Annotated in this window: 16 protein-coding genes and 1 pseudogene; 5 read left to right on the plus strand and 12 right to left on the minus strand. The window is 39.4% G+C overall.

What is annotated here, in order from left to right; translation table 11 throughout:
- Positions 1 to 61: 61 nt before the first annotated feature.
- Complete coding sequence (locus P20495_RS13435; RefSeq protein ID WP_008135159.1) at positions 62 to 1,756, minus strand: NAD-dependent malic enzyme; 1,695 nt, start codon at positions 1,754 to 1,756, stop codon at positions 62 to 64.
- Between the two features lie 141 nt (positions 1,757 to 1,897).
- Positions 1,898 to 3,670 (minus strand): gamma-glutamyltransferase, encoded by a 1,773-nt coding sequence (ggt, locus tag P20495_RS13430; protein WP_033015421.1) that lies wholly within the window; start codon positions 3,668 to 3,670, stop codon positions 1,898 to 1,900.
- Positions 3,671 to 3,734: 64 nt separating this feature from the next.
- Between ggt and rrtA the strand changes: the two genes are divergently transcribed.
- Positions 3,735 to 4,364: a rhombosortase gene (gene rrtA / locus P20495_RS13425; RefSeq protein ID WP_008135163.1), complete on the plus strand. Its 630-nt coding sequence runs from the start codon at positions 3,735 to 3,737 to the stop codon at positions 4,362 to 4,364.
- A 91-nt stretch (positions 4,365 to 4,455) separates the two neighbouring features.
- On the opposite strand, the gene P20495_RS13420 is transcribed toward rrtA, so the two are convergent.
- The 5 genes from P20495_RS13420 to P20495_RS13400 all read right to left on the minus strand — a co-directional run bounded on the left by P20495_RS13420 (position 4,456) and on the right by P20495_RS13400 (position 11,737).
- The gene (locus P20495_RS13420; RefSeq protein WP_008135165.1) at positions 4,456 to 6,960 is read right to left on the minus strand and encodes a prolyl oligopeptidase family serine peptidase; all 2,505 of its coding nucleotides are present in this window, start codon (positions 6,958 to 6,960) and stop codon (positions 4,456 to 4,458) included.
- Positions 6,961 to 7,083: 123 nt separating this feature from the next.
- Positions 7,084 to 8,247, minus strand: a complete 1,164-nt coding sequence (locus P20495_RS13415) for an endonuclease/exonuclease/phosphatase family protein (RefSeq protein WP_008135168.1) — start codon at positions 8,245 to 8,247, stop codon at positions 7,084 to 7,086.
- A gap of 112 nt (positions 8,248 to 8,359) precedes the next feature.
- Entirely contained in the window at positions 8,360 to 9,511 is a 1,152-nt protein-coding gene (locus tag P20495_RS13410; protein WP_008135170.1) for a 5-(carboxyamino)imidazole ribonucleotide synthase, read from the minus strand.
- Positions 9,512 to 9,513: 2 nt separating this feature from the next.
- The gene (gene purE, locus P20495_RS13405) at positions 9,514 to 9,996 is read right to left on the minus strand and encodes a 5-(carboxyamino)imidazole ribonucleotide mutase (RefSeq protein WP_002962540.1); all 483 of its coding nucleotides are present in this window, start codon (positions 9,994 to 9,996) and stop codon (positions 9,514 to 9,516) included.
- Between the two features lie 151 nt (positions 9,997 to 10,147).
- The gene (locus P20495_RS13400; protein WP_083829648.1) at positions 10,148 to 11,737 is read right to left on the minus strand and encodes an ABC-F family ATPase; all 1,590 of its coding nucleotides are present in this window, start codon (positions 11,735 to 11,737) and stop codon (positions 10,148 to 10,150) included.
- Positions 11,738 to 12,374: 637 nt separating this feature from the next.
- On the opposite strand from P20495_RS13400, the gene P20495_RS13395 reads away from it, so the two are divergent.
- On the plus strand, positions 12,375 to 13,583 hold the full coding sequence (locus tag P20495_RS13395) for a porin (RefSeq protein WP_008135175.1): 1,209 nt from the start codon (positions 12,375 to 12,377) through the stop codon (positions 13,581 to 13,583).
- A 778-nt stretch (positions 13,584 to 14,361) separates the two neighbouring features.
- Here the strand turns inward: P20495_RS13395 and P20495_RS13390 are convergent.
- From P20495_RS13390 to P20495_RS13385, 3 genes are all read right to left on the minus strand, one after another.
- Positions 14,362 to 15,243, minus strand: a complete 882-nt coding sequence (locus P20495_RS13390) for an alpha/beta hydrolase (RefSeq protein ID WP_008135178.1) — start codon at positions 15,241 to 15,243, stop codon at positions 14,362 to 14,364.
- Between the two features lie 30 nt (positions 15,244 to 15,273).
- Positions 15,274 to 15,420 (minus strand): MarC family protein, encoded by a 147-nt coding sequence (locus tag P20495_RS21505; protein WP_008135180.1) that lies wholly within the window; start codon positions 15,418 to 15,420, stop codon positions 15,274 to 15,276.
- A 440-nt stretch (positions 15,421 to 15,860) separates the two neighbouring features.
- Positions 15,861 to 16,343, minus strand: coding sequence for a GNAT family N-acetyltransferase (locus P20495_RS13385; protein WP_008135181.1), 483 nt, complete (start codon positions 16,341 to 16,343; stop codon positions 15,861 to 15,863).
- A gap of 107 nt (positions 16,344 to 16,450) precedes the next feature.
- On the opposite strand from P20495_RS13385, the gene P20495_RS13380 reads away from it, so the two are divergent.
- Positions 16,451 to 16,651 carry a hypothetical protein gene (locus P20495_RS13380; protein WP_002962626.1) on the plus strand — a complete coding sequence of 67 codons (201 nt, stop codon included), beginning with the start codon at positions 16,451 to 16,453 and terminating at the stop codon, positions 16,649 to 16,651.
- A gap of 58 nt (positions 16,652 to 16,709) precedes the next feature.
- On the opposite strand, the gene P20495_RS13375 is transcribed toward P20495_RS13380, so the two are convergent.
- Positions 16,710 to 16,904, minus strand: a complete 195-nt coding sequence (locus P20495_RS13375) for a CPXCG motif-containing cysteine-rich protein (RefSeq protein ID WP_002962627.1) — start codon at positions 16,902 to 16,904, stop codon at positions 16,710 to 16,712.
- A 236-nt stretch (positions 16,905 to 17,140) separates the two neighbouring features.
- On the opposite strand from P20495_RS13375, the gene msrA reads away from it, so the two are divergent.
- Positions 17,141 to 17,740 (plus strand): peptide-methionine (S)-S-oxide reductase MsrA, encoded by a 600-nt coding sequence (gene msrA, locus P20495_RS13370; RefSeq protein WP_008135187.1) that lies wholly within the window; start codon positions 17,141 to 17,143, stop codon positions 17,738 to 17,740.
- 96 nt (positions 17,741 to 17,836) lie between these two features.
- Positions 17,837 to 18,505 (plus strand): annotated as a pseudogene (locus P20495_RS13365) (2OG-Fe(II) oxygenase); the annotation flags it as partial.
- Positions 18,506 to 18,605: 100 nt separating this feature from the next.
- Here P20495_RS13365 and P20495_RS13360 read toward each other — a convergent pair.
- A complete protein-coding gene (locus P20495_RS13360) occupies positions 18,606 to 20,717 on the minus strand; it encodes a TonB-dependent siderophore receptor (protein WP_008135191.1) in 2,112 nt (703 codons plus the stop codon).
- Positions 20,718 to 20,758 lie beyond the last annotated feature (41 nt).

Here is a 20,758-nt window from a genome sequence, read left to right on the forward strand (position 1 = left end):
TTTGTTAAGCATTGTAACTGTGCCTACAACGTTATTTATTTTTAATTATGTATAAACCTAATTAAACACTACAACGCTTATAGTTACGGTATTTTGGTAACCAGTAATTTTTGTCTATTGCGGCCCATAAAGCATCATCAGTGATCTCAAGTGCAACGCCTTCTTCAATCGCTTTTTTAGCAATAGCAAATGCAATACGTTTACTTAGCGTTTCAATTTCAGTAAGCGCAGGTAACAAACTACCTTTACCTGTATTGGCACGCGGCGACGACTCTGCAAGCATTTCACTAGACACACTTAACATTGCATCCGTAATACGCGTTGCTTTAGCGGCAATAACCCCTAAGCCAATACCTGGGAATATATAACTGTTGTTACATTGTGGAATTGGGAACGTTTCGCCATTGTACTCAACGGGTGCAAATGGGCTACCGGTTGCAACAAGCGCTTTACCATCTGTCCATTTAATTACATCTTCTGGGTATGCTTCTACCTGCTTAGATGGGTTACTTAATGGGAAAATAATAGGTTGCTCACAACCTGCGTGCATTGCACGAATTACCTGCTCGGTAAATAAACCTGGTTGGCCTGAAACACCAATTAAAATATCAGGTTCTGCACAGTGCATCACATCAAGAAGTGATGCGTATTCACCGCTGTAAGTCCAATCACTTAACGAGCCTTTAGGTTGTGCAAGTGCTTGTTGGAAGTCGCGTAAGCCTTCCATACCCTCTGAAAGCAAGCCAAAACGGTCAACCATAAATACTTGGCTACGCGCTTGAGTTTCTGTAATACCTTCAAAAACCATTTGGCTAATAATTTGCTCAGCAATACCACAACCAGCAGAGCCTGCACCCACAAAAACTACTTTTTGTTGGCTTAGGGTTGAATTTTTAACACGACACGCAGCAAGCAAAGAACCGACCGTTACAGCCGCCGTACCTTGAATGTCATCGTTAAAGCTACAAATCTCATTGCGGTAGCGCTTAAGTAACGGCATTGCATTTGGCTGTGCAAAATCTTCAAACTGAAGCAACACATTTGGCCAGCGACGTTTAACCGCTTTAATGAATAAATCTAAAAACTCATCGTATTCGTCTTGAGCAATACGCTTATGGCGTGCACCCATGTACATAGGATCGTTTAAAAGCTTTTCGTTATTAGTACCCACATCAAGCATTACAGGCAATGTGTATGCTGGGCTTATACCGCCACACGCTGTGTAAAGTGACAATTTACCAATCGGGATACCCATGCCACCAATACCCTGATCGCCTAGCCCTAAAATACGCTCGCCATCGGTTACAACAATAACTTTTACTTTACCTTTGGTAGCGTTGCGTAAAATGTCATCAATTTGAAAACGGTCTTCGTACGAAATAAATAAGCCACGTGCACTGCGATAAATGTCTGAAAACTTTTCACAAGCGTCGCCAACTGTAGGCGTGTAAATAATAGGCATCATCTCTTCAAGATGGTCACGCACTAAACGGTAGTACAGTGTTTCGTTGTTATCTTGGATTGCACGCAGGTAAATGTGCTTATTCAAATTTTCGGTAAAGCTAGAATACTGCTGATAACAACGCTCCACTTGCTCTTCAATTGTTTCAAAGCGTGGAGGAAGTAAACCAGCAAGATTGAAATTTTCGCGTTCTTTTTTACTAAAGGCACTGCCTTTGTTTAATAGCGGCGTTTCAATTAGGCCAGGGCCAGAATGATGAATATATAAGTAGTTAGGATCAGTATTTGTTGTCATATTTCCAAGCTTTAACGGAGTCTTAAGTTATGATCTGTCATTATCATTGTTAGAAGTTTAATTGCAATGACAATTAAGTTGGTCAGACCATTGAGAAAAACACTTGCAAGCCGCACTGCCTGCAAGTGTATTATACATAAATTAAAATTTGATAGTGACGTGATTATCAGTTAAATCAGATAATGCAACACCTTCACGGCGCGGATCGGCGCCGCCATACAATTTGTTATTTTTAATTTCAACGGCATGTAAGCCTGAGTTCAAATCGAGAACACGTACATTGTGTCCGCGTTTAGCAAGCAAAGGTGCAATAGCTTCAAGCGTTGTGCCTTTTTCAAGGCTGGTGTAATCGTTACGATTTGTTGTACGTGGTAAGTTTATAGCGTCTTGCGCTGATAAATTCCAGTCAATAACGCCAACAACCACTTGCGCAACATAATCAATAATGCGACTACCACCAGGAGAACCCACAACTAAACGTAAGCTGCCATCGTTGTTAAATACCATTACTGGTGACATAGAGCTACGCGGGCGTTTACCAGCCTCTACACGGTTTGCTACAAGCTTGCCGTTTTTACGTGGCGAAAGCGAAAAGTCAGTTAGTTGGTTATTTAAAATAAAACCATTAACCATAACCGTAGAGCCAAACGCCATTTCAATTGAACTGGTCATCGAAACGGCATTGCCTTTACTATCTACAACAGATACGTGTGAGGTAGAAGGTAATTCGTATGAATCATCCATTGCATAACTTAAGTACCCTACAGGATTACCAGCTATGGCTTTTTGATCTGTTTCTGTAATTAATTTAGCGCGCGAGGCAATGTAATCTTTGTTTAGGAGCTCTTTTGTAGGTACTTGGGTGAAATCGGGATCGCCCATGTACATATCGCGATCGGCAAATGCTATGCGCGAAGCTTGGCTAAAGTAATGAATCGCCTTTTCGCCGTTTGGCTTAAGTGCGCTCATATCTTTATGTTCAAGTAAGCCTAGCATTTGCAGTACCGCAACACCGCCACTGCTTGGTGGAGCCATTGAACACACATTATAGGCACGGTATTGTATACATACCGCATCGCGTTCTTTGCTTTTGTAATCTGCTAAGTCTTGTACGCTTAATTTTCCTGGGGCAATTTTAGAGCGCTGTACAGCATTAACCATTTGTTTAGCGTTTTCGCCTTTGTAAAATGCATCAATGCCTTGCTTTGCAATGTCTTTGTATAAATCTGCAAGCGGTTGATTCTTTTTAATTGTGCCCGCTTCAATCAGTTTACCATTTGGGTAAAAGTATTCGTTGATTATCGGCATGCTCATTACACCGGGGTTTAACTGGCGGGCTAATAAGCCATGTAAACGCGGCGAAACTACAAAGCCTTGCTCAGCAAGTTCAATAGCGGGTTTAAAAAGTTCTTCCCATGGCAATATACCGTATTGTTTATGCGCACTTGCAAATGCATGCAAAATACCGGGTACACCAACAGAGCGTCCGCCTACAACGGCTTCAATCCATTTAACGGCTTTACCGTGTTTATCTAAAAACAGCGTTTCATCTGCATTTGCAGGTGCGGTTTCGCGGCCATCAAAACTAGTCAATTTATTGTTAGCTTTGTTGTAATACATCATAAATGTACCACCGCCAATACCAGAGGATTGCGGTTCAACTAAAGTAAGCACTAGTTGAGTTGCAATCGCAGCATCTACGGCACTGCCGCCTTGGGCTAAAATTTGTTGACCGGCTCTTGAAGCATACGGATTTGCCGCTGCAACCATGTACTTGTCACCTACCACAACTTGCTTGTGACTAAGGCCCGTTGCTGCTTCTGGTTCGCGAGTTTCTATCGGTTGCTGTGCAAAAGAAGGCAATGTTATTGCGCACAGTCCAATAGCAAATAATGAGTTAAGTTTAAAATGCATAAAAAGTCTAAAAACACTTAATAACGATAAGGTAATTGGCATCTTAAAGTTAAACGGGCACAATATGCAAAAATTTATACTAAAAAATTACAATAAAATGCTTAATTTACCTATTCAACCTCGTTATATATTACCGCCTATTATTCTGCTGCTTTTTAGTACCATTTTTGCTGCATTTGATTTAAATAATTTACTTGAATTTAACCGAGAGCTAATTAATCAAGGCGAACTGTGGCGAATTTTTTCTAGCCAATTTGTTCATGCTAATTGGGCTCATTTGGGATTAAATGCCAGTGGTGTTTTATTAATTTGGTTACTGCATGGCGAATACACATCACCTACTCGTTACGCCGTTAATATAAGTGCGCTGGCACTGTGGTGTGGACTTGGCGTGTATTGGTTTTGCCCAAGCATACATATTTATACCGGATTAAGTGCTCTGCTGCATGGCGTAATTATTTGGGGGGCAGTTAAAGATATAACTGTAGGGCTTAAGTCGGGGTATTTATTATTTATAGGCGTATGGATTAAAATAGCGTTTGAGCAATTTAGCGGCCCTAATGCTGATATAGGAAAGCTTATTAACTCAACTGTAGCTATTGATGCACATTTAATTGGTGTAATTGGCGGGACTCTGCTTGCCATACCACTGGTTATAGAGTTCTTTAAAAAGAACCTTAAAAAGAAAAAATAAAGTTAGTATTTTGTTTAATCCAAATAAAAATGCCGCATTAGTTAACTAAACTAATGCGGCATTTTTGTTTTTATACTTTAAGAGTTAAAGATTAAAGCGTTTCTTTAAATAATTTATGAATACGGCGGTATTCGTCTAACCAACTTGAAGGCTGTACAAAACCATGTGGTTCAACAGGAAATATAGCTGTTTCAAAGTTTTGTTTTTCAAGCTCTATTAAGCGCTGTACTAAACGCACTGAGTCTTGAAAAAACACGTTATCGTCAACCATGGGGGCATTAATGAGTAAACGTTTGTTTAAACCTTCAGCGTAATAAATTGGCGAGCTGCGCTCATACGCAATCGGGTCAACATCAGGGTGGTTTAATATATTAGCTGTGTAACCTGTGTTGTAATGTGCCCAATCGGTAACAGGTCGTAGTGCCGCACCTGATTGAAATAACTCAGGCGCAGTAAACAATGCCATAAAGGTCATAAAGCCGCCGTAAGAGCCACCATAAGTACCGACTGCTTTGGTATCAACGTTGGCATTTTGCGCCATCCATTTAACGCCATCGGCTAAATCTTGTGTTTCAGGTGTGCCCATTTGACGATAAATCGCAGTACGCCAATCACGCCCGTAGCCTTTAGATGCGCGGTAATCCATATCCATTACTATATAACCTTCATCAGCGAGCAATGAATGAAACATAAATTCACGAAAATAAACCGAAAACCCCATGTGTGAGTTTTGCAAGTAACCCGCGCCGTGGTTAAAAATAACCGCTTTGCGATTTTTACCTACTTCACCTTCAACGTAATCAGCTGGATAGTATACTTTTGCGTATATAGGTTGTTCAGTATGGCTCGATGGCACGGCAACAATTTTAGGTGCAGTTAGTTTTTTAGCTAAAAACTCATCCGACACTGTGTGCGTTAAGCGCGTTGCTTTTGCGTTGGCTTGTGCGTCTGCTACATAAAGCTCATTAGGCATCGTAATTGTAGAGTGCTTAAGGAGTAACTTGGTTTCATCAGGGCTTAACGTGTAGTCAGTCATGCCATTTAAATCAGTAACTTGCTCACTCTTACCTGTTTGTGGGTTAACACGGTAAATTTCGTACAGGCCTGGGTGCTCCACATTCGCTTTGTAATAAATTGCGCTGTCGTCGCTGGTAAGCGTTAAGTTAGAAACCTCAAATTGGCCTTGTGTAAGCGCAGTTGCACTACCATTGACTGGCTTTTTATAAAGTTGGCTGTAACCAGATTCTTCCGATAGGTAATAAAGCGTGTTTGAGTTATGTAACCAACCAAAGTCGTTAAATGCGTAAGCAATCCATGCATCGTCATGTAGGCGGTGTTGCGACACAAGTTTGTTGTTTTTAAAATCAACGTTCGCAAGCCAGCGATCTTTGTTGTCCCACGCTTCAAGCATGACAGCCACTTGTGAGCCGTCGTCGTTCCATACTATTGGGCTTTGCTCAAAACCCCAGTCCATAATAAGGTTAATGCCACGAGGCGCCTTTTTAGACTTATATGTTTTACCATCACGTGCATAATTTTCTTTTTTAACTGCGGCTAAAACATCTTCATCAAAACCCGGTAAGGTATTAAAGCTAAGTGATGTTTGCTCTTTGTTAGTTAAATTGATGTAGACAAGCTGTGAGGTTTCTTCTTTAGCATCTGCAACACGGCGGCGTGCTTTTTTAGGCTCAATAGTTGCATCATTAGTGATGTAATTTGGCATAATATCGCCATCTGCGCGCGAATCAGTTTTTTCTTTAACTACGACTAATAACGCATCACCATTTGGCGAAAGCTGTGCCTCTGCAACTTTATTACCGTTACCTAAGTAGTAAGCCGTGTTAGCAATTGAATCATTTTGTTCATTAATTTGCTCATTGCGTGCTTGCTTATCTTTTTTATTTTTTTGTTGAAGCGCCACAAATTTAATCAGTTTATGCTGCTCTTTAGCAATATACGTGCTTGGCTCTTCAATCCCTTTAGGCTTATCAGCAAGTTTTAAGTTAGCAAGTTCATTGGTTAATCCTGTTTTTAAATCAACTTTAAAAAACACATTACCTTGGCGGTAAACTAAATCACCATTGTTTAAAAATTGTGGTTTAGACTCACTTGTTGATGTCGCTGTAATTTGTTTAAGTTCACCTGTTTTTAGGTTTTTAACAAATACATTGCCTTTAAATGTGTAAGCCGCCATTGTTTTATTTTTAGAATAAACAGCTTTATTTGAACCCACAGTATGAAGTTTATTAAGTGCTACCTGCTCTGCTGTTTGGCTGTTAACAGATTGGCTAAATAAATTGCGTAATGTATTACCTTGCTCTTTTTGAGCATAAATAATAGTAGCTGAATCGCTTGCCCAATAAGCGCTCTCTGGCTGATTACCCATCCAATCGGGATCGGCCATTGCTTGTTCTAGCGTTATTTTTTGTGAGCCGATATCTGCTGGTGTGTTTACAACCGCAGCAACCTTGGTTGCTGGTAAAGCACTTTGCTGTGTTGAAGAGGTGTTAGCGGTAGCGCTACAACCTGCAAGCATGATACTTGAGGCAACGGCTAAGGCCACTAATGTTTTAGATGAAGAAAAATTAAAAATCATAGTGCTTCTATACGGTTATTATAATTAGGCCGTATTTAAGCAGAAGCACTCAAGTTATTGCAATTATTTAAGATAAATAGCCATTAAACAGGGTAAAGCTCAGTTTACTAATTGTAATAGACGTTATTCAATTACTAAATCAAGCCACACCAGTCGATGATCGCTTGATGCGTTTCTGTCTTTAATTAAACGGTATTCATTACTGGTTTTAGTTGGCCAAAACACCCCACCGTCCTTAATTTTTAAGCCATAGTTTGACGGTAAAACGTAATCAACACGGGCTTGCCAATTAGCACTGTAATTTTGTGCATAAGGCACATCATACTGCTCTTTAGCACCTTCACTTTTTGGAACAAAGTGAGCATTTATTAATGGGTTTTTAAGTAATTGGTCGGTGGTATTTGTACGGGCTTTATCGCCTTCAGGGGCTGCGTTTAAATCGCCTAAAATAACAAAACGAGAGCGAGCTTTTAAACCGCCTTTTTCGCCTTTATCGTCGTAAATATACTTAGCATTTGAAACGTAATCGGCTATTAACCTTACTTCATCGTGGTTACGCTTGCCGTTTCTGTCCTCTTCACCGTCAAATACAGGCGGTGTTGGGTGAGATGCAATAACATGAATGGTTTTATCGTTTACGCTAATAGGTAAATCCCAAAACGATTTAGAGCTTAGTCTAAGTGCTTGCCATTCTTGTGCGTTATACCAGTTTTCGCCTGTTTTAGGCATTACAGGCATTTGAGCATTTGGCATGTCTTTATATTTAAAAGTTTGAAGGGTTCTTACTTTATCAAAATCGATTGGGTATTTTGACAAAATAGCCATACCATAATGCCCTTCAAAAAAGCCAAAGCCTTGTGCATCGCCCATCACGCCATTTTTTTTGCCATCATTATCTAAATCAAACTCGGTGGCTAGGCCTGTATTTACTGGGGCTATATAAGAGTAAGGATAGTTAATAGCGGCTTGTTCTTGCTGACCTACATTTAAATAATGTTTATTAAAGTATTCAATGCCCTGCTCTTTTGGGATGTAATCAAATTCGTTAAGTAAAATAATATCAGGGCGAACACGCTGAATAATTTCCGCTATGTTCTTAATTTGCTGGTGGTTTGCTTTAAGTGAGTTAACTAAGGCATCACTTTTAACTTGCTCGCCTTTAGGTGTGTGATTAGTTGCATCCATACTTACATTAAAAGTAGCAACACGAAGAGAGTCTGATGCAAATGTATTTAAGCTAAATAATGCAGTAATGGCTAGCACGCCAGATATTGTTTTTAGTTTCATTGTTTTACTTCACAAATTTAAAATTAGACTTTAACAGTATTACATATTCAAAGCCCATTTTTATGACAAAAAAATACCGGCTTAAGCCGGTATTTATATAAAGGTATGATAACTATTCACTGAGTAGTAAATTGGCAGCTGCTTTTAAAATACCAGGGTACTCTTGTTCAGGTAGGTATTCTGAAAGTTCGCCAAGCTTATCGGCGAGTTCATTTATATTTGTAGCCGATACATTTATATGGCCCATTTTACGCCCTGGCTTTGCTGTTTTTCCGTACCAATGACTTGTAACATTCGCTATATGTAAAATTTCACTCGGTATACTTGATTGTCCTAATACATTAATCATTGCTGTAACGTGTTTAAGTTCTGTATTACCAAGCGGTAAACCTGCAACAGCACGCATGTGGTTTTCAAACTGGGAGCAATGGCAACCTTGTTGCGTCCAGTGGCCAGAGTTATGTACGCGCGGTGCAATTTCGTTAACGAGTAATGTGCCTTGTACATCAAAAAACTCTATAGCCAATACGCCAACGTAGTTAAGCTCGTTTGCTATTTTTGTAAATGCATTGTTTGCTTGAGCTTCAACATTTTGATTATTTTTACCGGCAATAGAGAGCGTCAATACACCATTGGTGTGCTCGTTTTCTGTTAGCGGATAAATAGCAACATTACCGTGTTTGTCGCGCGCACCAATAATAGATACTTCACGATCAAACGGGATCATTTTTTCAGCAATTATCGTATGTGGCGCAAGCTGCGTGCCTGATGCAATAAAATCAGCCATTTGTGACCAAATTTCGTCTATTTGAACATCCGATTTTAAACGCCATTGGCCTTTTCCATCGTAACCCGCTTGGCATGTTTTAATTACAAGTGGTTTACCTAGGGTTTTAACGGCAAGTTCTAAATGCGCTTTTTCAGTAATTAATTGGTACGGCGCACAAGTTACGTTTGTTTTATCAAGCAATGCTTTTTCAAGCGAGCGATCGCCACCGGTTTTAATTGCAGCTTTACCTGGGTAAAACTTATTGCTGTTACAGCAAAGTGTTAGTACGTCATCAGGAATATGCTCAAACTCGGCAGTAATGGCATCAGCGTTTGATATAGCTTGCTCAAGCGACGTGCTATAAACATCGCCTGTTAGTGGGTGCTTAATTTGCTTGCTGCCTACATCGTACGCCACAACGTTTAAATTAAGCGGCGCGCCGGCAAGGCTCATCATACGTGCAAGTTGCCCTGCACCTAATATTAAAATATTCATTATTACTCTGCAGGGTTTGGATTAGCTAATATAGTGTCGGTTTGCGCTTTACGAAACGCTTCAATTTTTGCAAAAATTTCTGGATTTTGACATCCTAAAATTTGTGCAGCTAATAACCCCGCGTTTGCTGCACCCGGCTCACCAATTGCTAGCGTACCTACTGCAACGCCTTTAGGCATTTGGCAAATAGATAAAAGTGAATCAACACCATTTAATGCTTTTGATTTTACAGGCACGCCAAGTACAGGAAGCGATGTAAAAGCAGCTGCCATACCTGGTAAATGCGCAGCGCCGCCAGCGCCAGCAATAATAACTTTAATACCACGTTCTGCGGCTGAACTTGCGTAATCAGCAAGTAATTGAGGAGTGCGGTGTGCAGACACGACTTTGGTTTCGTACTTAATGCCAAAATGCTCTAGCATAAGTGCTGCATGTTCCATGGTTGGCCAATCTGATTTAGAACCCATAATAATGCCAACAGTCATAAATACTCCTCAGTAATGTATTTTAAAAATAGCGGACTTATGTCCGGTTTTAGGCGGGTATTATACCCAAACCAAGTTTAATTGCGACTCACAAAAACAAAAAAAGCCATGTTTAAACATGGCTTTTTAGAGTTAACGGGTAAATAGCTAATTAAGCTTCTTTACTCGCTAGGTATTCTGCGTAGTTGCCTCTAAAGTCGATAACTTTACCGTCTTTAATTTCCCAAATACGGGTCGCAACCGATGATACAAACTGACGGTCGTGCGAGACAAACATCAATGTACCTTCATAAGCTTCAAGGGCTAAGTTAAGCGCTTCAATAGATTCCATATCCATGTGGTTGGTTGGCTCATCCATTAGCAATATGTTTGGTTTATGCATCATAATTTTACCAAACAACATGCGGCCTTGCTCACCACCTGAAATTACTTTAACTGATTTTTTAATATCGTTTTGAGAGAATAACATACGGCCTAAGAAGCTACGAACCACTTGCTCGTCGTCGCCTTCTTGTTGCCATTGCTCCATCCACTGAAACAAGTTCATGTCGGTTGAAAATTCATCAGCGTGATCTTGCGCGTAGTAACCAATGTTCGCGTTTTCAGAAAACTTAAACTCACCAGCTTTAGGTGCTAAGCGCCCTGCTAATGTGTTAAGTAATGTTGTTTTACCAACACCATTTTCACCAATAATAGCAATGCGTTCGCCAACTTCTACTAAACCTTCAAGTCCAGAAAACAACGTATTGTCGTCAAAACCTTGTGTTAGGTTTGTCATTTCAAGCGCGTTTCTGAATAACTGCTTTTCTTGGTCGAAACGAATAAACGGCGTTTGGCGTGAAGATGCTTTAACTTCGTCTAATTGGATTTTGTCGATACGTTTAGCACGCGATGTTGCTTGCTTAGCTTTAGATGCGTTAGCAGAGAAACGAGATACAAACTGTTGAAGTTCAGCAATTTGGTTTTTCTTTTTCGCATTTTCGCTAAGTAGCTGCTCACGTGCTTGCGTTGCTGCAAACATGTATTCGTCGTAGTTACCTGAGTAAATCCGTAGCTCACCATAGTCAATATCGGCCATGTGAGTACACACAGAGTTTAAAAAGTGACGGTCATGCGAGATGATTATCATGGTACAGTCGCGTTGGTTTAACACGTCTTCTAACCACTTGATGGTGTAAATATCCAAGTTATTGGTAGGCTCATCAAGTAGCATTATATCTGGGTCTGAAAACAACACCTGTGCAAGTAGCACGCGAAGTTTAAAACCAGGTGCAATTTCTGACATAGGGCCAAAATGTTGGTCAGTACCAATACCTACGCCTAATAGAAGCTCGCCTGCTTTAGATTCAGCAGAGTAACCATCCATTTCAGCAAACTCAGTTTCAAGATCGGCTACTTTCATACCGTCTTCTTCACTCATTTCTGGTAAAGAGTAAATACGGTCACGTTCTTGTTTTATTTTCCACAGCTCTTTGTGACCCATGATCACAGTATCAATTACTGAGTATTCTTCGTAGGCAAACTGGTCTTGGTTTAGTTTAGCAACACGTTCATTTGGATCAGTACTTACATTACCTGAAGACGCTTCGAGCTCACCACTTAGAATCTTCATAAATGTTGATTTACCACAACCATTTGCACCGATTAAACCGTAACGGTTACCATCGCCAAATTTTGCTGAGATATTTTCAAATAATGGTTTAGCACCAAATTGCATGGTGACATTAGCTGTACTAATAATAGCGCTACCCTCCAAAGGAGTAATGATGTATTTAAATTGCGCGCAGTTTAAACCAAAATGGCCTGTTTTTCTATGAAAGTTTAAAGGCAGACCACTACGTTTTAGCCATTTATTATGACTATGTAGTTAGTAGCTAAAATAACGGATTAGATTTAATGGTTTCGTTAATTTTTATTCAACTTACTCTAATTAAAATCCATAAAGTATGTTTTACAAACAGGCATAAGAGATTAGAAATTACGATACAAATTAGAGTAAAAACACTTTTAACGTGTTTGTGTGTCTACTTAACTCATTTTTGTTCACCCTATAATAATAAAAAGTTATATTTATGAAAATAAAGTACTTTTAGAGCTTTTGCACTAGTTACTACTTTTTAACCAAGATGAAATTAATTCAAATTACAATTTTTACACATCGCTAATTCCTCATCCTATTTACCTATCAAATCATTAAAAACATAAACTTTTGCAACACCTGAAAAACAAAATTAACCTTTAGTGAATATCCGTTAAGTTTAACGATTAATTTTATTGAGTATTTTTCACTTTTGAGCCGTTTATTGCTTTGTTAGTCTTCGAATCTGAATTTTTACCTACGTAAAAAATTGACCAATTTACACAGGGCAACACACAAGATGAGCAAAAAATTAGCGACGCTTATTAGCGCAAGTATTGTATTCGCACCCGCTGTTTCGGCAGTAGAATTATACAAAGATGACAAAAATACTGTTGAAGTTGGTGGATATCTTGATGTGCGTGTTATTAATACACAAAACGAAACCGAAGTTGTTAACGGTACTTCGCGCATCAACTTTGGATTTACCCGAAAGCTTAAGAAAGACTGGACCGCACTCGCACTCGTGGAATGGGGTGTAAACCCTGTTGGCAGCAGCGATATTATTTATAACAATCGTTTTGAGTCTATCCAGGATGAGTTTTTGTATAACCGTTTAGGTTACGCAGGGCTTTCGCACGAAAAGTACGGGCAACTAACCATTGGTAAACAATGGGGTGCATGGTACGACGTGGTTTACGGCACAAATAATAGCTTTGTATGGGATGGTAATGCGGCTGGTGTTTACACCTATAACAAAGACGATGGCGCTGTTAATGGCACTGGTCGTGGAGATAAATTAGTGCAGTACCGCAATAGCTATAACGATTTTAGTTTTGCAGTACAAGCGCAGCTTAAAAACAGCGAATTTTATACCTGTGACGTAACCGACATTTCAGAAGAAGAATGTGAAGCACTTTGGAACTCTGGCGATAGTGCAGCCCAAGAAGTTGAATTTAATTACACATTTGGTGCGTCTGTAACTTATACCCCAACTGACATGCTAACACTTACAGCAGGTGTTAACCGTGGTGAGTTTGATTTAACGTTTGGCGATGGTTCTACTCGTAATGTTGAAGATTTAATTTATGGTGCAGGTATTATGTGGGGCAACATTGATGAGCCCGGCCTATACGTTGCAGCCAACGTAAATAAAAACAAAAACCACGACACAGATAACATTGGTCGCTTAATTAAAGACGCAATCGGTGTAGAAACATTTGCATCTTACCGCTTTGATAACGATTTTCGCCCTTTTATTGCCTACAACATGTTTGATGCCGGTGATGATTACGTAATTCAGCCAAACTTTAACGCCGACCCAGACGATGTATTTAAGCGTCAGTTTGCTGTTATTGGCCTTCACTACTTAATTGATGAAGACACTATTGCCTACGTAGAAGCGCGTAAAGACTTTAGCGACTTTGAAAGCGATAACGACGATCAACAAGCACAAATGGAGCAGTCGGAAGATGACGGTATAGCATTTGGATTTAGATATAAGTTTTAAATATAAGTTTAAAAAACGACTACAACTTCCCTAAGCACAACCCTTTTAGCCCTTTTAACTTTTTTAACTGGGCTTTTTTTATTTTTCTATACTTTTTTGAATGCTTGGCTTAGCGTTTAAGACTATTTTAACAAAGGCATTAACAGCCGCATTGGTATCTGCTTTTTTAATTTGTAATAGCACCATTCACGATGCCCCTATTTTTTACGTTTACCATTTTGCTGCTCATTACAATGAGCGAGTAAAACTTTAATTAATCACTCATAGTCCACACTCGGCATTTATATTTTTAGTGGATGTAGTTATCGCAGGCTTTATTATTTTTGACTACCTCTTTGATTACTTTTTTCTAATTTGACTCTATTGCTAAGTTTAGCGTTATAGTAATATTTAGTATGATGTGTTCTCTTACTGTAAAGCCACCAGCCAATTTATATTAACTGCATTAAGAGTATAAAAAGATGCTGAAACTATATTGAACTGCAAAGTACTGACACTGCTTATTGCTGATCACAAATACCTAAGGCTGATTAAAGGCAGTAACAAATAGATGTGTATATGCTCATAGGTACTAACTGCATTCTAATTCAATAGTTGCGTACTGTATATAAAAACAGTACGTGTAATTACTGTGCAAAAATAATTTAAACCAACCTCTCTTTGTAAGTCATTAATAATATTGAACTAAGTAAAGTGTTATAAAGCTGATTAAGCATTCTAAATACACAGAGCAGCGGTAGCTGTGTATACATACAGCTACCGCTTAAACCTATCTAACCTACTTTTTAATAAACGTACTATAACCAGCTAATGCCTTAGCCACACTAATTGATGGATTATCTGAATGCTCAGCACCTTTGTTTATAGCACTTTGCCACACAAGGTTATTGTTAGGGTTGGCTGTTAAAACGGTCTCTAAATTACTAAACGCTTTTAACATTAACGGATGCTCTGCCCCACCAACCGATAGATATAAATAAGTAGGCGCCTTAACTTTGTTTGCTTGAGTAGTTAAAAATGCTTTTACATTATTAACTACGGTCATGTCGTCGTACCAAGCAGCTGGGCTAAATGCAAAGTAGCCATTAAACAGTTCAGGCTTTGTATGCAGTGTATAAAGTACAAAGCTACCACCTGCCGAAAAACCACTTAATACACGATTATTACTAAGCTTATATTTTGCTGATAAATAAGGGAGTAACTCAGTTTCAATAAACGCTAAAAACTTGTCGGCTTCGCCATTTGGTTCAATCAGTGTTTCGTGCTCTGGACGCGCCTGTGTATTTACATCTTGGCGGGCATAAGGAGGCACTAAATCGCGATTACGTGTATCTGTAAAAAACAAATTAGGAATAGACACCAATATAGCCTTATCCCCTTTTTCGCTCTTAGCTTGTTTTGTAAGTGCTTTGTCCCATGTATCTAAATTAAAGTTACCATCGGTTTTAATAATTAACGGATACGCTTTTTTTGGATTGTAATTAGCAGGTAATCTTATAAACACCTTGCGCGACTCATTAAGCACGCTTGAGTTAATTGTTACATCTGTATAGGCCGATACATAATGGTTGTAATAACGTATGGCTAAAATACCAATAGCAAAAATGACTACGGCTAAACTTAAATTAATAAAAGAGTGTTTTGTTATTTTTATTGCCATGCGGCATTCCTTTCAATGTTTAGGAGTTATTTAATCGAGCTTAACCCATTGTTTTATTTCCAGCGCGGTCATAATAAGCTCAACCGAAAACGCGGCTAAAATCATGCCCATCACTCGCGTTAAAATAGACGCGCCGCGAGTACCAATTAGCTTAATAATTTTACCCGAAAGCAGCAACAGTACTAGGGCCTGTTTATCTTTCGAGGTTGAATTTGCAGCAGTATGTTTGGTATTTAGGCAAGGCAGAGCCTATGCAGTGTGGTTATTCCACATAAATAGGCGATAACGCAGCATAAATACCAAACATGCGCTGCCCTTTGGGTTCTTTCTAGAGACGATCAACTCTTTGTTGCTCGGTTTTTACTTAGCCCACTAGGTTACAAACCTCGCGCCGCGATTTAATCGTCCCTAGATTGAACAAATTTCAATCCACAAAGATCAACACGCCCTAGCATATAAAATCCTTGTTAAGCGTAAATGTTTAATAAAACACGGGTAACAAATTCATTTGCTTACGCTTAACTATAATAGAAAGCCGCTATTTTTTGTATTTTATTTACTGAGCTTTAAGGATTGAGGATTCAAAAAAGATAAGCACTTATAATTGCCGTCTTGAGTTAAAGTGATTTATGCCAGATAGAATTTTCTCTTAAGCTAAAACCTAACTTAATAAGTAAATTATGGGAACGTGCATTGTGTGCACTCACCTCAGCCGACAAATGTTTAAGCGCAATATCCTTAACTAGGGTTTCAATAAAACCGCTCACTACTTCAAACATTATGCCTTTATCCCAAAAGTCGGGGTGCAGCTCAAACCCTATAAAGGCACTACTTTTACACGGCGTTAAATTATAAAGCCCACAAGTACCCATTAACTTCCCAGATGTATTATGTTCAATTGCGACTCTAATCACTTCGCCTTCGTAGTAAGCACTAATATCATCTTGTATTAATTGTTTGATTTGTGTTTTGCTAAGCGGTGTTTCGTAGTCGTTAAATTCTGACACATGCGGGTGGTTTAAAATATTAAATAAACACGCAGCGTGTTTGTGGGTAATTAAACACAGCGTAACGCGTTCAAGCTTTGTGGTATTAAACATTTTATTTAAGTGGTTAGTTAAATTAGCTCTTTATGGGCACGCATTATTAACTTACCATACCCCATTAACAAGCATTATCTTTAAAGCAAAAAGAGTAAGAGAACGTAATGAGTGACGATTTTAAAGTAATACAACCCACTACCACAGTATATTGCCCAAAGCGCGGCGAAGGCTGGACCTTAACAGGCATTACTAATATTAACGAGTTTACCTCAGTAATGTTTGACGGCACACGCTATACACTGCCAGCACGCGAAATAGTAGAAGAACTTCTCCCTAACCAACTCGCGCGAGAACAAAATAGCTAACCAAACACATACACAGTAAAAAGGCTGCAATTTTGCAGCCTACTATCTAATTAACGAATTAAAACGCATCGTCTTCGCTGTAAACATTAACGTTTAGTTCGTCATCATTTTCAAATACCACAAACGAAATAGGCTTACAGCACACTTGGCAGTCTTCTATGTATTGCTCATCAATATCTGCTGCATCAAGTAATACTTCTATACTTTCTCCACAATAAGGGCAGCTTATTGAAGTTTCTGTTAACTGGTTCATTTATCACCTGCTAATTTATATCACGAATGTTGTCACTTTAATGAACACGTAAACATAATTCAACACCCCATTAAATAACGCATACTTGGCTAACCCAATTAAACCATGCTACTAACTTAAATAGTGATCTTACTACTAGTCTTATCCATATAACTTGTCAAAGCACGAAATAGTATTAGCACTTAGCGGGTCTAACTTCTTAAGTATTTAAACTCACACTTCAGGTGGATAATTTTATGAAAAAATCACTCGCATTAGTATTAACATCTGCCGCAATATTGTTTAGCACATTTACTCATGCAGAAAAAACCGAAAAAGCCGTTTTAGCTGGAGGTTGTTTTTGGTGTATGGAAAGTGATTTTGAAAAGCTAAAAGGCGTAACCGATGTAATATCGGGCTTTACTGGCGGTAAACTTAAAAACCCGACGTACAATGGTAATCATAAAGGCCATTACGAGGCCGTAGAAATCACTTACGATCCAGCTATAGTAAGCTATCAGGGTATACTTGATCATTACTGGGTAAATATTGATCCCTTTGATGCAAGAGGCCAATTTTGCGATAAAGGCCCTAGTTACTTAAGCGCTATATTTGTACAAAACGACGAACAACGTAAATTAGCTGAAAAAACAAAAGCAGCTGTTGTAGCCGAGTTTCCTAATCAAACTGTGGTTACACCTGTATTAAACGCAAGTACCTTTTACCCTATTAAAGGTAGGGAAAGCTTTCATCAAGATTATTACAAAAACAACCCTATCAGATATAACACCTACCGTTGGCGTTGTGGTCGTGACAGCCGCCTAGAAGAAATTTGGGGCGATAGAGCAACTCACTAGTACTTATTAAGCAACTTAATTATCTACTAAATCAAATGCAATAAATTGCGCTCCTAGATTGATATAAACCAAATTCAACAACTGGAGTGACACAAAATGTTTGCCAACCAATTACAACTAGCGCGTGCTCTAGAGTTACCAACACGACAAGCCATGCTTTACCGTGAACCAGCAGTACAACACTTTTGGATAAACAACACCGACCTAATTACAAACGCGTGGATCGAATGGGAAACAACATCAATAGATAGCTCAACGTTTACGCTTGACGATACACTACTTGATAAAAACCTACGTGAAGCAGTAAAACAAGCATGGGACGATCCATCAAAAGAGCTGGCCGTAAAAGCGTTATTACACGAAGTAGCGCCTGATGTGTTTCAATTTCAATTTTTTGATCCTGAGCGCCTAGCAGTATTACGCGGATATTTAGAACAAGTATGGAATTCGCAAATTCCTATGCGCCCGCCATACGGCATAGTGTTAAATCGCCGTGGTGCCATGCTTGATAGCCGATCAGAAGGTTATTTAGCCGCGCCAAGCTTTCAGGCATTTTATAACGAAATACTAAACACTTATATGCGCCCTATTTCGCGCTTATTGTTTCCTGAAATAATTGGCTACGATACACAAACATTTGGCTTTTCTATTTATTACGACCCAAGTACAGATGCGTCAATTCGCCCACATACCGACGCATCAGCTGTAACGCTTAACATTAACTTAAACTTACCAGGCGAAGAGTTTACAGGGTCAGAAGTTGACCAAATGATGGCTATGCACCGTTTTAAGTACTTATTTTAGAGGTTTTAAAAACAAAAGGCTGCCTAATTTAAGCAGCCTTTTTGGGTTTTAGATTAACAGTTTAAAACTTATATGATGCAGAAAACTTAACGTTTCTGGGTGTACCAGGTTGTACCCATGCATCGGCAAACGAGTTTGTATAATACGTTTCATCAAACAGGTTATTTACCTCAGCCGTAATACCAATCGCGTTTGTTATATCGTAATTTACAAAAGCACGCGCAGTTGTGTAACTTGGTAGTTCAAAGTCGGTACCAAAAAAGCCATTGCGCTTACCCACATGTAATAAACCACCACCAAACTTAATGGCTTTACCGTATAGCTCTGTTGATTGAACTAACTGTAAGCTAAGCTGTTGCTCTGGCACGTTTAATAATGACGCGCCTGCTTCTACTGTGAAACCAAAGTTGGCATCAAAAAATGAGTTTTCAATTGTTGCATCAACGTACGCATATGACGCCCAAACTTCTAATGTATCAGTAAGTTCACCTGTAATATCAATCTCAACACCTTTACTTTGTGCTTCACCAATGGCTGCGTAAGTAAACGCAGTTGCATCATCTACAACTAGCATGTTGTCTTGCTCTACTTTAAACACGGCAACAGTACCAAATAAGGCGCCATCGTTTAGAGTAAATTTAACACCCACCTCAGCAGATGTAGATTGGTTAGGCTCAAAACCATCACCATTAGCATCAGCGCCCGAAAGCGGACGGAAGTTTTCGCCATAAGCACCATAAACAGACACGTAATCGCTGGCTTCATACACCACACCAAACTGCGGGCTCACGCGTGACTCAGTTTGTTTTGTGTTGGTATTTGCTAAGCGGTTATTTAAGCGCTGCTCGTAATCATCAAAACGTGCACCAATACGTATATCTAACTTATCGGTTAGGCTTATTTGGTCTTGAATGAATACCCCTACCGACTCTTGAATTTCTACGCGGTCAGTATTCGATGTTGGCGTTGGTAATTCATACGCGCCGTAAACAGGGTTAAATACATTAATGTATTGATCGCCACGCACACGTAAAATTACTTGGTCGTTTTCAAATTTATCGGCATCAACACCCATAATTAAACGGTGCTCAAACCCGCCAAGCTCTATATTACCACTTAGCTCAGTTCTAAATACTTGGTATTTCGCGTCAAAGTCGCGGTATCGTCTAAAGCGATTTACTTCACCGTCAATCACGCCGCCAAAACCGGTTTCAGTTGCAAAGCCTTCCATAGAGGTATCACGGTAGTTTGCACCAAATAAAATGCTCCAGTTATCATCAAAGTCATGAATGTACTCTAATTGATGCCCTAGTACATCAGCTTCAATTGGGCCATCGCCCGGTTCACCTAAAAAGCGACTTTCAGGGATAAGCCCAAGCTCGCCATCTATTGCTAATACGCCTCTATCAAACGGGACTTCTTGGTCTGAATATTCAAGCTCGTATATTAGTTGGCTATTGTTATTAATATTCCACACTATTGACGGGCTAAAGCCCTTTTTTGTTGTTTCTATTGTATCTCTAAAGCTTTCGGCATCTTCATAAAAACCAACCAGCCTAATTGCTACGTCGTCATTAAGGGGGGTTGTGTAATCTACATCAGCGCGGTAGGTATCAAAGCTTCCTACGCTTAGCTTTAGCTCGCCGCTCGTATCAAACGTTGGGCGTTTAGTTACTAAGTTTACCGTACCGCCAGGTTCACCACGGCCAAATAAAGCAGCACGTGGACCTTTTAACACCTCAACCGACTCAATACCCGATAAGTCACGCGAGCCACCAAAACCACGACCTGCATTAAAGCCATTTACTAAGTAGTTACTTGGTAGGTTTTCATCGCCTACAAAGCCACGTAACGAAAAGCTATTCCAAAGCCCACCAAAGTTGTTTTGGCGCGCAACAGAGGCCGATAAATCAAGTGCTTGGTCAAGGGCTACTGCGCCTGCGTTTTCAAGAGCTTCTAAATCTATTTTAAGCTCTGACTGCGGTGTTTCTAAAGGGCTAAAGTTACCTTGGTAAGCTTGGCGAGTTGCAACAACGGTTACTTTTTCAATTGTGTCATCCGTTACGCTTCTAACTTGCTGTTTTTGCTCAGCGGCCATGATTTGGCTGCTAAACAAACTTACTAAACAAGCACTTAAATAGGTGAGCTTATGCCCTTTTATATTGGTTTTCATGATTTACCTTGTGAGTAATGTACGTATTTTATAATTGTGTT

This window comes from Pseudoalteromonas sp. BSi20495 (assembly GCF_000241185.1).
In the GTDB taxonomy this organism is placed as follows: Bacteria; Pseudomonadota; Gammaproteobacteria; order Enterobacterales; family Alteromonadaceae; genus Pseudoalteromonas; species Pseudoalteromonas fuliginea.